Source organism: Luteimonas kalidii (genome assembly GCF_029887935.1).
In the GTDB taxonomy this organism is placed as follows: Bacteria; Pseudomonadota; Gammaproteobacteria; order Xanthomonadales; family Xanthomonadaceae; genus Luteimonas; species Luteimonas kalidii.
The window spans coordinates 1-15094 of record NZ_JARXRO010000002.1 but is presented as its reverse complement, the minus strand read 5'-3'; the positions used below and the strand labels follow the sequence as shown (position 1 = coordinate 15094).

The following is a 15094-nucleotide window of genomic DNA, read 5'->3' as shown; positions in this document are numbered from 1 at the left end:
GGTCACGCACCTCACCCGACCACACCACCGATGCGTCCCCTTCCAAGCGCATCCGCCACGCGTGCTCTAGAATTCCAGGCCCGACCGTTTCCCGCACCGGACCCGCATGCCCTTCGTCGTCACCGAGAACTGCATCAAGTGCAAGTACACCGACTGCGTCGAGGTGTGCCCGGTCGACTGCTTCCACGAAGGCCCGAACTTCCTGGTCATCGACCCGGACGAGTGCATCGACTGCACCCTGTGCGAGCCCGAGTGCCCGATCAACGCGATCTACCCCGAGGACGACGTGCCCGCGGGCCAGGAGCAGTACGTCGCTCTGAACGCGGAGCTCTCGAAAGACTGGCCTGTGATCACCGCACGCAAGGAGCCGCTGCCCGACGCCAAGGACTGGGAAGGCAAGCCGGACAAGCTGAAACTGCTGGAGCGCTGAGCCGGCCACCCGAATCCGGGCCGTGCGTCGGCGCGCGGCACCCTGGCTGCAGAAGGACGAAAGGCGCCTCGCGGCGCCTTTCGCACGTAACGGTGGCCTGGCTCAGCCGCCGGCGAGCGCGGCGCGCAGGGCGGCGATCAGGCGCTGGGGTGGTTCGCCGGATGCCGGCAGGCCGCGCGGGTCCACCGCGGCCACGTAGGCGCCGGTGTCGGTGCGGGTCACGCGGACCAGGAACTTGGCATCCCCATAATCCACGTCGTAGGTGCCGAGCAGCTGGGCGCGGTTGACCACGGTCAGGCCTTCGGTGGCGGCCAGCACTTCGCCCACCCGCGCGAACACCGCATCCACCTCGCCGGCGACGGGGAAACCGTTGGGCTGGGTGCTGCCCGCGGCGGGCATGGTCGAACGCGTCACCGTGCCGGTCCCGGTTTCGGGCAGCTGCATCGCGCCGGAGGTGTCGGGGCGGTCCAGGTCGGGCGGGACCTCGAGCGGACGGTTCTCGGGGCTGGCCGCATAGAGCTCGCTGCCCTTGCGGAACCACTTGCAGCCACTGGTACCGACCACGGCGGCGGCCACGAGGCAGATCGCGAGCACGCGGATCAGGGGACGGGAATGACGCATGGGTGGCTTCTCCTGCAAAAAAGGGGTCAGGCCGCGATCGGGTCGCGGAGGCTGCGTTCGATGGTGTCGACCAGCGATGCGATGCGCGCGGCATCGGCCTGGTGGCGTTCGGACAGGGGGGTCAACGGCAGGCGCAGCCCGCGGCCGATGCCCAGCCGGTCCAGCGCGGCCTTGACCGGAATGGGATTGGGTTCGAGCACGGCGAAATCGAAAAGCGGCCGCAGGCGCGCGTTCCAGTCGAGCGCCTCCTCGCCCTGTCCGGCGAGCGCCAGGTCGCACAGCCGTCGCATCGCGGCGGGCACCAGGTTCGACACCACCGACACCACCCCGTCGGCGCCCTCGAGCATGGCCTGCGCCGCGCTGGCGTCGTCACCGGACAGCACCGCGAACCCGTCGCCGCGCAACGCCAGCCACGCCTGGAGCCGCCGCGGATCGGCGACCGCTTCCTTGATGCCGACGATGCGCGGATGCGCCACCAAATCGGCGACGGTGTCGGGCTGCAGGTCGCAACCGGTCCGCTGCGGCACGTTGTACATCACCACCGGCAGCCCGCCCTCGTCGGCGACCGCGCGGTAATGCGCGAGCAGGCCGGCCGCGGTCGGGCGCACGTACGGCGGAACCACCACCAGCGCCGCGTCGGCGCCGAACGCGGCTGCGCGGCGGGTCGCCTCGATCGTGCGCGCGGTGCCGGACTGGCCGGTCCCGGCAAGCACCGGTACGCGCCCGGCGGCGCATTCCACCGCGGTGCGAAGCAGGACATCCTGTTCGGACTCGTACAGCGAGGCCGCCTCGCCGGTCGAACCGGCGACCACCAGCGCCTGGGTACCACCGGCCAGTTGCGCCTGCAACAGGCGCTTCCATGCATCCAGATCGAGTTCGCCCGTCACCGTGAACGGCGTCGCCAGCGCGGTGATGCTGCCGGAAAGTCGCAAGTGGACGGTCTCGTGCGGATGGCCCGCGCGATCGCGCGGGACGGTGGACTCAGGATGCCGGCATGTTACTTGCGGCCCGGAAGCACGGGCAAGTATGCTGGCCGCGGCGTCCGATCCCGTTCGGGCCGCCGTTCAGACCGAAGCACGCCAGACCCTGCCCGCCGCGGACGCCGCCTTGACCGATCCAGACACCGCATCCCGGCCCTCGCCGAACGAGAACTACCTGCTGATCAACGCCTACACGACGCATCCGGCATCGCCGCTGCTCGCCGTGTCCAGGCGCATCGCCGACAGCGGCTGCAATCTCGTGGACACGCGGCTGTCCACGGTGGGGCGCGATGTCTCGGTGACCGCGCTGGCGGCGGGATCCTGGGATTCGGTGGCCAAGCTCGAGGCGATGCTGACGCGGCTCGAGCGCGAGGAGGACTTCAAGCTCGTCTGGTACCGCACCGGTCCCAAGCCGGTGCAGTCGAACCTGCTGCCCTACGTCGTCGAGGTCGTCGCCGCGGACAAGCCAGGCATCCTGTTCCAGCTGGCGGATTTCTTCGATCGCCAGGGCATCACCATCGAGAGCCTGCACTGCTCGCGCTACCGCGCGATGCAGACCGGTGCGGACATGTTCTCGGCCCAGGTGACGATCGGCGTGCCGGCGAACATGCACATCGCCGCGCTGCGCGACGACTTCCTCGAGTTCTGCGACCACCTGAATCTCGACGCGATCATGGATCCGATGAAGTTCTGACATGGTGCAGGTCGGCAAGGCGCTTCCCAAATCCACGCTGCGGCTGCCGCTCGCACTCTCGGGTGGCGGACAGTCGACCCTGGCCGATTACGCCGGACGCTGGCTGGTGCTGTACTTCTATCCGAAGGACTCCACCCCCGGCTGCACCACGCAGGGGCTTGAGTTCAACGCGCTGCTGCCGGCGTTCGAGCGCCTCGGCGCGACCGTCCTCGGCGTCTCGCGCGACTCGGTGAAGTCGCACGACAACTTCTGCGCGAAGCAGGGATTCGCATTCCCGCTGGTCAGCGACGGCGACGAAGCGCTGTGCAAGGCGTTCGACGTGATCCACGAGAAGAACATGTACGGGCGCACCGTGCTGGGCGTGGTGCGCAGCACCTTCCTGATCGCGCCCGACCAGCGCCTCGCCGCCGAATGGCGCAAGGTGAAGGTGCCCGGCCACGCCCAGGCCGTGCTCGACGCACTGAAGGCCGCGCAGGCCACGTGATCCACCCGCTCCCCACCCCGCATCGCCGCCCTGCCCCGCAGGCCGCGGCGGCGCGCCGCTGCCCACGACCGAACGCCCACCGGAGCCGACCGTCCCGATGATGACCCAAGGCAAGCGCCTGTACGTGCTCGATACCAACATCCTGATGCACGACCCGACCGCGCTGTTCAAGTTCGAGGAACACGACGTGTTCCTGCCGATGCAGGTGATCGAGGAACTCGACAACGGCAAAAAGGGCACGTCGGAGGCCAGCCGCAATGCGCGACAGGTCAGCCGCTTCATCAACGAACTGATCGAGGCCCACGGCAGCGACAAGATCGAGTCGGGCCTGCTGCTGCAGCGGCCGAACGGGCTGCAGCTGCGCGGCGCCGCCAGCATCGGCAAGCTGCGCTTCCAGACCACGGTGCCGACGGAAGACCAGGCCTCATTCGGCGCGGTGGCGCCCGACAACCGCATCCTCGGCGCGATCCTGCAGCTGCGGCGCGACGAGCCGGATTTCCCGGTGGTGTTCGTGTCGAAGGACATCAACCTGCGGATCAAGGCGGCGATCGCCGGCATCGTCAGCGAGGACTACGAGAACGACCGGGCGCTGGACGACTTCAGCCTGCTCTACACCGGCGCGAATCCGCTGCCGGAGGACTTCTGGCAGCGCTACGGCAAGGACCTCAGGTCCTGGACCGACAAGGGCCGCACGTTCTACGAAGTGGCGATCGGCGCCGACGACGACTGGTATCCGAACCAGTACCTGTACCTGCCCGGCGACGACGAGGCCGAGTTCCGCGTCGCGCGCGTGGACGGCGGCAAGGCGGTGCTGCAGATCGTGGACGACTACCGCGGCAGCCAGCACGCGGTCTGGGGCATCACCGCGCGCAACCGAGAGCAGAACTTCGCGCTCAACGCGCTGATGGACCCGGAAATCGACTTCGTCACCCTGCTCGGCACCGCCGGCACCGGCAAGACCCTGCTGGCGCTGGCCGCGGGCCTGGCCCAGACCATGGACCAGCAGCGCTACCGCGAGATCATCATGACCCGCGCCACGGTCAGCGTGGGCGAGGACATCGGCTTCCTGCCCGGCACGGAAGAAGAAAAGATGACGCCGTGGATGGGCGCGCTGACCGACAACCTGGAGGTGCTCACCCACAACCAGGAAGGCGGCAGCTGGGGACGCGCGGCGACCAACGACCTGCTGGCCAGCCGGATCAAGATCCGCTCGCTCAACTTCATGCGCGGGCGCACCTTCCTCAGCCGCTGGCTGATCCTGGACGAGGCGCAGAACCTCACGCCCAAGCAGATGAAGACCCTGATCACCCGCGCCGGTCCCGGCACCAAGATCGTGTGCCTGGGCAACGTCGAACAGATCGACACGCCCTACCTCACCGAGACCACGTCGGGCCTGACCTACGCGGTCGACCGGTTCAAGGACTGGGCGCACAGCGCGCACGTGACCCTGCGCCGCGGCGAGCGCTCGCGCCTGGCCGACTACGCGTCCGAGGTGTTGTAGCGAAGCGTAGCCCGGATAAGCGAAGCGCATCCGGGACCCCGCGCCATCATCCGGGCGCCATGCGCATCAGGGTGGCCGCAGCCGCCTATCCAGTGACCGTGGCATCCCCGGATGCGCTGCGCTTATCCGGGCTACGCAGGGCACGCGGGCTGACGTCCTCACCATTTGCCCGCAGGCGCCATGCACAATGCGGCCATGAGCGAACGCGCCGCCGATGCCACCCCAAAGCCGAGCCGCGCCGACAGCCGGCCGAGCCTGCGCGAGCGCTTCGATGCGCTGCGCAACATCCCGCCGTTCCTGCGCCAGATCTGGGCCACCAGCCGCGCGTTGACCCTCACCAGCATCGGCCTGCGCGTGGTCCGCGCGCTGCTGCCGGTCATGATGCTCTACGTCGGCAAGCTGATCATCGACGAGGCGATCCGCCTGGTCGGACTCGGGCTGGCGTTCGAATCGATTGGCGAGGCCTGGCGCGGCGGCCAGCTCGACCACCTGCTGTGGCTGCTGGCGTTCGAGTTCGCACTGGCGATCGTGTCCGACCTGCTGGGCCGCATCGTCAGCTATGCCGACTCGCTGCTGTCGGAACTGTTCACCAACGCCACCAGCATCCGCCTGATGGAGCACGCGGCGACGCTTGACCTGGAGGATTTCGAGGATCCGGACCTGCAGGACAAGCTCGACCGCGCCCGCCGCCAGACCATGGGGCGCATGAACCTGATGGGCCAGCTGTTCGGCCAGGTGCAGGATTCGATCACGGTGGTCAGCTTCGCGATCGGGCTGCTGGTCTACGCGCCGTGGCTGATCGCGCTGCTGGCGGTGGCGCTGATCCCGGCGTTCGTCGGCGAATCGCACTTCAACGCCCTGGGCTATTCGCTCAACTTCCAGTGGACGCCCGAGCGCCGCCAGCTCGAGTACGTGCGCCAGACCGGCGCCAGCGTCGAGACCGCCAAGGAAGTGAAGATCTTCAACCTGCACCACTTCCTGGTCGACCGCTACCGGACGCTGGCGCAGAAGTTCTTCCTGGCCAACCGCTCGCTGGCGCGGCGACGCGCGATCTGGGGCACGCTGCTCGCCGCGCTCGGTACGCTGGGCTACTACATCGCCTACGCCTACATCGCCTGGCGCACGGTACGCGGCGACTTCACCATCGGCGACCTGACCTTCCTCGCCGGCAGCTTCCGCCGCCTGCGGCAGCTGCTCGAAGGCCTGCTGATCGGCTTCTCGCAGGTGGCCGGGCAGGCGCTGTACCTGGACGACCTGTTCTCGTTCTTCGAGGTCGAGCCGGAGATCACGTCGCCGCCCGACGCGCGCGCGTTCCCGGCCCCGATCCGGCACGGCTTCACGTTCGAGGACGTGGGCTTCCGCTACCCGGGCGCGGACCGCTGGGCGATCCGGCACATGGATTTCGAGCTGCGCGCCGGCGAAGTGCTGGCCCTCGTGGGCGAGAACGGCGCCGGCAAGACCACCCTGGTCAAGCTGCTGGCAAGGCTCTACGACCCGGACGAGGGCCGCATCCTGCTCGACGGCCACGACCTGCGCGAGTACGACATCGACCAGCTGCGCGCCAACATCGGCGTGATCTTCCAGGACTTCGTGCGCTACCACCTCACCGCCGGCGAGAACATCGGCGTGGGCCAGATCGACCGCATGGACGACCGCGTCCGGATCGAGGATGCGGCGCGACGGGCGATGGCCGACGAGGTGATCGCGGGCTTGCCTGACGGATACGACCAGCTGATCGGGCGCCGCTTCAAGACCGGCGTCGATCTGTCCGGCGGGCAGTGGCAGAAGATCGCGATCGCGCGCGCCTACATGCGCGACGCGCAGGTGATGATCCTCGACGAGCCCACCGCCGCGCTCGACGCGCGCAGCGAGTTCGAGGTGTTCCAGCGCTTCAAGGAACTGTCCGACGAGCGCACCGCGGTGCTGATTTCGCACCGCTTCTCGAGCGTGCGCATGGCCGACCGGATCCTGGTGCTGGCCGAGGGCCGGGTCGAGGCCAGCGGCACCCATGCCGAACTGATGGCGCAGGGTGGCCGCTACGCGGAGCTGTTCGAGCTTCAGGCGGCGGGATATCGCTGAAAACCCGCGGTCGCCGGACGCACCGGGCGCGCGCCACGACGATCCGCCGCGGTCACAGGTCCAGCCGACCCTGCGCGTCGGCCGGCGCCGTGTAGTCCAGCCGCCCGCCGACGATCCGGGCCGCGCCCGTCCACGGATGCTCGCGCACGTCGCCCGGCGCCATCAGGTGGAGTACGGCCCAGCCGCGGGCCTTCGCGTCGTCCGCGATCAGGCTGCGGTGGCAACTCCACCACATCGCTTCGGCGCACATCACCGCGGTCGGCGCCGTGCGCGCGAGGTCGAACAGCCGTTCGCGCGCCGCGGCGTACCCGGGCGTGTCCATGTAGTCGGCATAGCCGCGGAAGCTCGCGTTGCGCCAGGCCGTGTGGGGTGAATCCGGCCGGGCCCGTCGGCGTCCGCCCAGTTCGGGCATCGGCACGAAGCCGATCCCCGCGGCCGGCAGGCCGGTTGCAAGCGCGTCCGCGCCGAACTGCGGATGCCTCCGGGAACCCGGATGCCGGCGCACGTCGGCCACGCAGGCCACGTTCGCGGCCTGCAGCATCTGCACGAAGACCTCGAGCGGTCGGGTCGAATGGCCGATGGTCCAGAGCGTGTCCATGGCGGCATCGTGCCAGTCGGCATGTGGACAAGATGCCCACGCGATGAGAATCGTTCGCAGCTGTAGAATAGCCGGCTGCCACCACCACCCGACTCCCCACCGCATGTCTTCCGCCTTCGGCACCGAGACGGTGCTGGACGTCCGCCACTGGACCGACAGCTACTTCAGCTTCACCACCACCCGCGACGACGGCTTCCGTTTCGAGAACGGGCAGTTCGTGATGATCGGCCTAGAGGTGGACGGCCGCCCCCTGCTGCGCGCGTATTCGATCGCCAGCGCGAACTGGGAGGAGCAGCTGGAGTTCTTCAGCATCAAGGTGCCCGACGGTCCGCTGACCTCGCGCCTGCAGCACATCGCCCCGGGCGACACCCTGCTGGTCGGCCGCAAGCCCACCGGCACCCTGCTGATCCACGACCTGCACCCGGGCCGCAACCTGTACCTGCTGGGGACCGGCACCGGCCTGGCGCCGTGGCTGTCGGTGATCAAGGACCCGGAGACCTATGAGCGCTTCGAACGGGTGATCGTTGCCCATGGCGTACGCGGCGCGGGCGATCTCGCGTATCGCGAGTACATCCTCAACGAACTGCCGCGCCACGAGCTTCTGGGTGACGAGATCGCGCGCAAACTCATGTACTACCCGGCCGTCAGCCGCGAGCCGTTCGACTGGGAGCAGCGCGACCATCGGGGCCGGCTCACCGACCTGCTCGACGGCGGCCGCATGGCCGACGACCTCGGCCTGCCTCCGCTGGACCCGGCCCGCGACCGGGCGATGATCTGCGGCAGCCCGCAGATGCTGGCGGACTTCCGCGCGATCCTCGACCGCCGCGGCTTCGTCGCCGCGCCCCGGATCGGCACGCCGGGCGACTACGTGTTCGAGCGGGCCTTCGTCGAGAAGTAGCGCCCGGCCCGCTTTCCCGGCGGCATCAATCCCCTGCCGGCGAGGCGCGCTGGCCCATCAGGGCTGCGAGTTCGGCATCGCTCACCGGCGCGATGCCGGCGTCGAACTCGCGATCCAGCAGCGCAACGAGCGCGGCCGACCACAGCGCGTTCCAGGCCGAACCGGCGTGCCCGTCGCCCAGCACCGCGCTGGTCGGTTCGTCTCCCTGCGCGTTGCGCACCCGCAGCCTGCCGATGCGCACATCCCGGTAGGCAGGCGCGCCGGAGGGCGCGCGCGTCCCCCACAGCGCGGCGAACCACGCGCGGTCGTCGAAGAACGCGATGCGCCTGTCCGCCTGCGCCATGGCGCGCAGGGCGTCGTCGTAACGATCCAGCGCGGCGGCGATGTTCGCCAGCTGGCGCGGCGTCCAGGCCACGTCGAGTTGCCCGGCCACGTTGCTGTTGTCGAAGATCCCGACCAGCACGATGCGCGTGGCCGGATGGCCGCCGTGGATCGCCGCGACCGACTCGCGCACCGCCGCGATGCAGCTGTCGATGTCCGCCGACACGTGCGGATCGTCGCGGTCGGCGGCCAGGCGATGCAGATGCTCGGCCTGCCCGAAGCTGTTCACGCCGATCCGGACCACCACATAGCCGCCGCGCCAGCGCTCGGGCGCCTGGTCCATCATCCCGACCAGGGTGGGCACCTGGCGTTCGCCGCCCATCAGGCTTTCGCAGCGCGCCCCCGACATGGCGAAGTTGTACTCGAAGTCCTCCTTCGCAGGCCGCACCGGCAGCCCGGCCCACTCCGCCGCGCGGGCGAGCGTGCCGGGCAGGCCGTGCCGGTCCCATGGCCCCTGGTCCAGCGACCGGCCGCGCAACCGGTGCAGCGCTTCGGTCCACTGCCAGGTGGTGGCATGGAACTCGCCGCCACGCTTGCCGTCGGTGCCGGTGAAGTGCATGCGGTCGTGATAGGCATGGCTGTCCGAATCGCCGACGACCGCCAGGCGCGCCGGCGCGGCATGCGCGGACACGGCGGCCAGGCCCGTCAGCAAGGTCGCGAGGAAGACGCGCGACAGGCGCACGGTGCAGTGGGTGCGGTCATTCATGGGCTCATCAACGCAAGTCCGGGCGCGACGCGGACACCGGCATCGGCGAGCGCGGCGACGTTCGCCGGCCGCCGACGCGATCGGGCGTAGAATCGAGGCCGAATCCGCACGAGAACAGACGCATGAAGATCCTGGTTCCGGTCGACGGCAGCGACATCAGCACCCGCGCCCTCAAGCATGCGGTCGCGCTGTGCAAGGCGTTCGGCGCCGCCGGCCGGCTGGTGGTGGTGGCGGTGGACGATTCGCTGTTCCCCGGCGCCGAGCGCAAGATGGGCAGCGAGGCCGCCCGTTCCCACCACGCGGAGAACTACGCGCGCATGCTGGCGCCGGCGAAGAAGCTGCTCGAACGCGGCAAGACGGACGCGACCTTCGCCGAGGTCGAGGCCGACGTGGCCGAGGGCATCTTGCAGACGGCGGCGAAGCACAAGGCCGACATGATCGTGATGGGATCGCGCGGTGCCGGCGCCATCAAGGGCACCCTGCTCGGCTCGGTGTCGATGAAGGTGCTGACCGACACCACCGTCCCGGTGACGATCGTTCACTGAGGCCGGGTGGGCCCCCGGGTGCGCTTCGCTTACCCGGGCTACGCGGAGCGCGGCAATTGCGGGCAGCGCGGGGATCGTGGGATGCGTAGTCCGGATAAGGCCGGAGGCCGCATCCGGGGAGGCGGCGGCAGCGCACTGCGATCATCATCCCCCGGGTGCGCTTCGCTTACCCGCGCTACGCGGAGTTGCAGGCTGCGTGGAGGCACCGCGGGACGCGCTTGACACGTCGCAGCGATCAGCCGGGCGGGATCGCCTTCGATCAGCCCAGCGCGGTCTCGATCGCACCGCGCAGCGCCTCCGGCGCGACGGTCGGGGCGTGGCGCGAGCGCACGCTGCCGTCGCGGCCGACCAGGAACTTGGTGAAGTTCCACTTGATCGCGTCGATACCGAGCAGCCCGCCCTGTTCGCGCTTGAGCCAGGCCCACAGCGGGTCCGCGCCCGGTCCGTTGACATCGACCTTGGCGAACATCGGGAAATCCACTCCGTACTCGAGCGAGCAGAACGTCTGGATCTGCGCTTCGTCCCCCGGCTCCTGGTGCCCGAACTGGTCGCACGGAAAACCCATCACCACCAGCCCGCGCTCGCGATAGTCGTCCCACAGCCGCTGCAGTCCTGCGTACTGCGGCGTGAACCCGCAGCGCGAGGCGACGTTGACGATCAGCAGCACCTTGCCGGCATGCTCCGACAGCGCCACCGGCTGGCCATCGATCCCGATGGAAGTGAAGTCGAAGGCCGCGCTCACCGCTCCGCACCGGCGGGCACCGCGCGCACCGGCGCGGCGAACGGACCGATGCCCAGTTCGGTATGGATCTCCTCCGGGTAATAGACCACGTCGCCCTTGATCACCGCGGCAACCTTGCGGATGTCGCCGATGTCGGCGGTCGGATCGCCGTCCACCAGCACCAGGTCGGCCAGCTTCCCCGGCGCGATGCTGCCCAGGCGGTCGAGCACGCCGGAATACTTCGCGCCATTCCACGTCGCCACCTGCAGCGCCTGCGCCGGACTCAGGCCGGCGCGCACGTACAGCGCCAGCTCGTGCTGCAGGGTGAACCCGGGCACCTCGTCGGTGCCGGCCACCACCGGGACGCCGGCCCGGTACGCGCGGCCGACGAAGTCCACCATCTTCGCGAACGAGGCGCGGTAGCGCGCGCCGGTGGCATCGTCGGGGATCTCCATTTCGGCCGCGCGCCGTCCGCGCTGCACGTCCGGCGGCAGGTGGTCCTCGATGCCGGCGAAGATCGGCGAGATCTCGCCGTTGCGCTGGTGCAGGAACTCGAACGTGGCGAGCGTGGGATCGATCACCACCTGTTTCGCCGCAAGCGTGGCGATGAAGTCCTGCACCGGCTTCGCGTCGAGGTCGAGGCCGGCGACCTCGCGGGCCGGCAGGTAGAACCGCTCCAGCGTGCGGGTGTCGGTCTCCGGCGTCACCAGGAAGTTCAGCAGCAGCTGGTTGATGTGGTTGACCTCGTCGAAGCCCGCGTCCACCACGTCCTGCGCGCGCAGGAACACCGGCACGTGGCCGCTCACCCGCAGCCCCTTCTCGTGGGCATAGGCGACGGTTTCTGGCAGTACGTCCCTGGGGAACGAGTTGTAGATCTTCAGCTGGGGATAGCCGTGGGCGGCGTACCAGTCGATCGCCTTTTTCGCGCCCTCCAGGTCGCTGACCACGAAGCCGTTGCGCGCCGACTGCTCGCTCTCGCCCTCGAGGAAGCCCGCCGGCACGATCCGCGGCATCATCAGGGTGCCGGCGCGCTCCTCGCCGATCACCTGCTGCAGGGTGGCGTTGTCGTTGCCCATGTCGCGCAGCGAGGTCACGCCCGCCGCCAGCTGCAGCCCGCCGCTCCAGCGATCGACGTGGGCATGCATGTCGAACAGGCCCGGCAGCAGCACGCGGCCGCCGGCGTCGATCACCTGGTCGGCCGGCGCGGTGTCCGCGCCCGCGGCCATCACCGCTTCGATGCGACCGTCGCGCACCCGCACGTCCGACGCGGCGCCGAGGCGCGCATGCTCGCTGTCGAACACGCGCGCGTTGCGCACCAGGGTGCTGCCCGGCAGCGGATGCGCCAGGCGCTGCTGCAGCGACACCAGCGCCTCGGCCTCCGCCGCCTTCTGCACCTGTTCCAGCGCGTCCGCGTTGGCCTCCCAGCCCGCCTCCACCATCTGCAGGAAGCCCGGGAAGATGAAGGCGAACAGCCTCGGCCGCGCCTCGTCCGTGGCCCAGGCGAACATGGGCGTGAACCCGATGCCGGTGATCGCCATCAGCTGCACCGTGCGCTCGCCCTCCGGGCCGCGCACCTGCGCCTGGGTGACCTTGCGCGCCGACAGCGTGCCGCTGGGGATCAGCGGCAGGCGGCCGTCCGGACGCGCGGACAGGGCCGCCAGCGACACCGACGCCACCGCCGGCGTGCCGCCCAGCGGCGAGTACTGCGCGCCGGGCTCCACCTGCTGCTCGCCCCGGTCCGAGGTCGACTGCCAGCGCGCCGTGCGTCCGTCCAGTTCGAAGCGCTCGTCCACCGACGCGCCGAAGGTCGAGGTGCCGGTGACGCGATAGGTACGGAACGTGCCGTCGTCGTTGAGCGTGAACTCTTCCTTCAGTTCCGGGCCGCGGCCATTGTCCTTGAAGATGAATTCCACCCGGGTCACGCCGTCGTCGTCTTCGACCACGGTCTGCTGCCCGGCCTGCCTGCCGCCGTCCACCAGCACCACGTAGCGCAGCGCCGGAGCCGCCTCGGCCGCTCCGGCCAGTCCGAGCATCAGCGCCAGGGCCCACCATCCGCTCCGAACCATCGTGTCCCCAGTGCCGGCCGCGCGGCATGACGACCGGCGTGCCCGGTCTGCGCCCGAGTCTAGCGCCGGGCGGGCCCGGCCGGACCATGTGCCAATCGTCATGGCCTTTGCCGTCGCCCGCATGGGCTACCCTAGTTTTTTCCGGTTCCACGAGGATGTCCCGTATGAAGCACCCGCTCGCCGCCGCCCTAGCCATCGCCCTGACCGCCGCGGTCTCGGCCCCCGCGACCGCCCAGTCCGCCAATGCAGGAGACGGCCCAGTGAACAGCGCGACCTCCGCCACGGACGCCCAGGCCGGCAACCCGCTGTTCGTCGACAGCCCGCTGCCGCTGCAGTACCCGCAGTTCGACCAGTTGAAGGACGCGCACTTCGCTCCGGCCTTCGATGCCGGCATGGCGCGCAACCTCGAGGAGATCCGCAAGATCGCCAGCGAGAAGACCGCACCCACCTTCGAGAACACGATCATCGCGCTCGAGCAGTCCGGCAAGCTGCTGGACAACGCCCGTCGCATCTTCGGCAACCTCAACGGCACCGATACCAACGACACGCGCAAGCAGATCAACAACGAGTACGCGCCGAAGTTCGCCGCCCACCGCGATGCGATCGTGCTCGACCCGCAGCTGTTCGAACGCGTGGAAGCGATCTACAACCAGCGCAACGACCTGGGGCTCGACGCCGAAGGCGTGCGCCTGGTCGAGGAGTACTACGACAGCTTCGTCCGCTCGGGCGCCAGGCTCAGCGAGGCCGACAAGGCGCGCCTGAAGGACATCAACGGGCGCCTGGCCGAACTGGGGACCGAGTTCTCCAACAACGTGCTCGACGAGGTGAACGACTCGGCGGTGCTGGTGGACGACCGCGCCGAACTCGCCGGCCTGTCGGAGTCGCAGATCGCGACTGCCGCCAAGGCGGCGGCGGACAAGGGACACGAGGGCAAGTACCTGCTGACGCTGCTCAACACCACCGGCCAGCCGATCCTGCCGCAGCTCGACAGCCGCGCCCTGCGCGAGCGGGTGCACAAGGCTTCGGTCGCCCGTGGCAGCCGCGGCAACGAGTGGGACAACACCGGCATCGTCGCCGAGGTGCTGAAGCTGCGCGGCGAGCGCGCGAAGCTGCTCGGCTACGACACCCCCGCCGAGTTCGTGCTGGCCGACGAGACCGCGGCGACCGTCGAGGCCGTCAACCAGATGCTCGGCCGGCTTGCGCCGGCGGCGGTCGCCAACGCGAGGCGCGAAGGCGAGGCGCTGCAGGCCATGATCGACCGCGAACAGGCGGCAAAGGGCGAGCCGACGTTCCAACTCGAGCCCTGGGACTGGGCCTACTACACCGAGAAGGTGCGCAAGGCCGAGTACGACTTCGACGACAACCAGCTCAAGCCCTACTTCGAGATGAAGAACGTGCTGGAGAACGGCGTGTTCTTCGCCGCCACGCAGCTGTACGGCATCACGTTCAAGGAACGCGCCGACCTGCCCAAGTACCACCCGGACACCTGGACCTACGACGTGTTCGACAAGGACGGCGAGCAGCTGTCGATCTTCATCTTCGATCCCTACGCGCGCCCGTCCAAGCGCGGCGGCGCGTGGATGAACTCCTACGTGGGCGAGTCCGAACTCGAGGGCACGCTGCCGGTGGTGGCCAACCACCAGAACATCCCCAAGCCGCCGGCCGGTGAACCGACGCTGCTGACCTGGGACGAGGTCACCACCATGTTCCACGAGTTCGGCCACGCGCTGCACGGCATGTTCTCGGACGTGAAGTACCCGTACTTCTTCATGAACGTGCCGCGCGACTTCGTCGAGTTCCCCTCGCAGGTCAACGAGATGTGGGCCGACTGGCCGTCGATCCTGGCCAACTACGCCAAGCACCACGAGACCGGCGAACCGCTGCCGCAGGCACTGCTGGACAAGAAGATGGCCTCGGCCACCTTCAACGAAGGCTTCGCCACCACCGAGTACCTGGGCGCGGCGATGCTCGACCAGTACCTGCACCAGCTGCCGCAGGACCGGCTGCCGTCGGCCGGCGAGATCATGGCGACCGAAGCCGCGGCCCTGGAGTCGGTCGGCCTGGACTACGCGCCGGTCCCGCCGCGCTACCGCACGCCGTACTTCAGCCACATCATGGGCGGCTACGCGGCCGCGTACTACGCCTACATCTGGTCGGAAGTGCTGGACGCCAACACGGTCGAATGGATCAAGGCCAGCGGCGGCCTCAAGCCCGAGAACGGCGAGCGCCTGCGCTCGACCCTGCTCTCGCGCGGCGGGGCCAAGGACGCCAAGCAGCTGTTCGTCGATTTCACCGGCCACGAGCCGAAGATCGAGCCGTTGCTGAAGAAGCGCGGCCTGGATGCGCCTCCGGCGAACTGATCCGCTTCCCGTCCAACCCGAAACGCCGCC

At 69.4% G+C, this 15094-nt stretch carries 14 protein-coding genes; 8 read left to right on the top strand and 6 right to left on the bottom strand.

Annotated elements, in window-relative coordinates:
* Nucleotides 1–106 precede the first annotated feature (106 nt).
* Nucleotides 107–430: a ferredoxin FdxA gene (fdxA, locus tag QFW81_RS00620; RefSeq protein WP_280576620.1), complete on the top strand. Its 324-nt coding sequence runs from the start codon at nucleotides 107–109 to the stop codon at nucleotides 428–430.
* A 102-nt stretch (nucleotides 431–532) separates the two neighbouring features.
* Here fdxA and QFW81_RS00615 read toward each other — a convergent pair whose 3' ends face one another.
* Both QFW81_RS00615 and dapA read right to left on the bottom strand, forming a co-directional pair.
* Entirely contained in the window at nucleotides 533–1051 is a 519-nt protein-coding gene (locus QFW81_RS00615) for a hypothetical protein (RefSeq protein WP_280576619.1), read from the bottom strand.
* 26 nt (nucleotides 1052–1077) lie between these two features.
* Nucleotides 1078–1983: a 4-hydroxy-tetrahydrodipicolinate synthase gene (dapA, locus tag QFW81_RS00610; protein WP_280576617.1), complete on the bottom strand. Its 906-nt coding sequence runs from the start codon at nucleotides 1981–1983 to the stop codon at nucleotides 1078–1080.
* 94 nt (nucleotides 1984–2077) lie between these two features.
* On the opposite strand from dapA, the gene QFW81_RS00605 reads away from it, so the two are divergent.
* The 4 genes from QFW81_RS00605 (at nucleotide 2078) to QFW81_RS00590 (ending at nucleotide 6789) form a co-directional block, all read left to right on the top strand.
* Entirely contained in the window at nucleotides 2078–2725 is a 648-nt protein-coding gene (locus QFW81_RS00605) for a glycine cleavage system transcriptional repressor (protein WP_280576615.1), read from the top strand.
* 1 nt (nucleotide 2726) lies between these two features.
* A complete protein-coding gene (locus QFW81_RS00600) occupies nucleotides 2727–3209 on the top strand; it encodes a peroxiredoxin (protein ID WP_280576613.1) in 483 nt (160 codons plus the stop codon).
* A gap of 100 nt (nucleotides 3210–3309) precedes the next feature.
* Nucleotides 3310–4710, top strand: coding sequence for a PhoH family protein (locus QFW81_RS00595; protein ID WP_280576621.1), 1401 nt, complete (start codon nucleotides 3310–3312; stop codon nucleotides 4708–4710).
* 195 nt (nucleotides 4711–4905) lie between these two features.
* Entirely contained in the window at nucleotides 4906–6789 is a 1884-nt protein-coding gene (locus tag QFW81_RS00590; protein ID WP_280576612.1) for an ABC transporter ATP-binding protein, read from the top strand.
* Nucleotides 6790–6841: 52 nt separating this feature from the next.
* On the opposite strand, the gene QFW81_RS00585 is transcribed toward QFW81_RS00590, so the two are convergent.
* The gene (locus QFW81_RS00585) at nucleotides 6842–7387 is read right to left on the bottom strand and encodes a DUF488 domain-containing protein (RefSeq protein ID WP_280576611.1); all 546 of its coding nucleotides are present in this window, start codon (nucleotides 7385–7387) and stop codon (nucleotides 6842–6844) included.
* Between the two features lie 103 nt (nucleotides 7388–7490).
* Here QFW81_RS00585 and QFW81_RS00580 point away from each other — a divergent pair, with 103 nt between their 5' ends.
* Nucleotides 7491–8285: a ferredoxin--NADP reductase gene (locus QFW81_RS00580; RefSeq protein WP_280576610.1), complete on the top strand. Its 795-nt coding sequence runs from the start codon at nucleotides 7491–7493 to the stop codon at nucleotides 8283–8285.
* 25 nt (nucleotides 8286–8310) lie between these two features.
* On the opposite strand, the gene QFW81_RS00575 is transcribed toward QFW81_RS00580, so the two are convergent.
* A complete protein-coding gene (locus QFW81_RS00575; protein ID WP_280576609.1) occupies nucleotides 8311–9372 on the bottom strand; it encodes an SGNH/GDSL hydrolase family protein in 1062 nt (353 codons plus the stop codon).
* Nucleotides 9373–9494: 122 nt separating this feature from the next.
* Here QFW81_RS00575 and QFW81_RS00570 point away from each other — a divergent pair, with 122 nt between their 5' ends.
* Nucleotides 9495–9917: a universal stress protein gene (locus QFW81_RS00570; protein WP_280576608.1), complete on the top strand. Its 423-nt coding sequence runs from the start codon at nucleotides 9495–9497 to the stop codon at nucleotides 9915–9917.
* Nucleotides 9918–10176: 259 nt separating this feature from the next.
* On the opposite strand, the gene QFW81_RS00565 is transcribed toward QFW81_RS00570, so the two are convergent.
* Together QFW81_RS00565 and QFW81_RS00560 are read right to left on the bottom strand one after the other, a co-directional pair.
* Nucleotides 10177–10659, bottom strand: coding sequence for a glutathione peroxidase (locus QFW81_RS00565; RefSeq protein ID WP_280576607.1), 483 nt, complete (start codon nucleotides 10657–10659; stop codon nucleotides 10177–10179).
* Nucleotides 10656–12704, bottom strand: a complete 2049-nt coding sequence (locus QFW81_RS00560; protein WP_280576605.1) for an amidohydrolase family protein — start codon at nucleotides 12702–12704, stop codon at nucleotides 10656–10658. Before QFW81_RS00560 ends, QFW81_RS00565 begins: the two co-directional genes overlap by 4 nt.
* 164 nt (nucleotides 12705–12868) lie before the next feature.
* Here QFW81_RS00560 and QFW81_RS00555 point away from each other — a divergent pair, with 164 nt between their 5' ends.
* Nucleotides 12869–15064: a M3 family metallopeptidase gene (locus QFW81_RS00555; protein ID WP_280576603.1), complete on the top strand. Its 2196-nt coding sequence runs from the start codon at nucleotides 12869–12871 to the stop codon at nucleotides 15062–15064.
* Nucleotides 15065–15094: the final 30 nt, after the last annotated feature.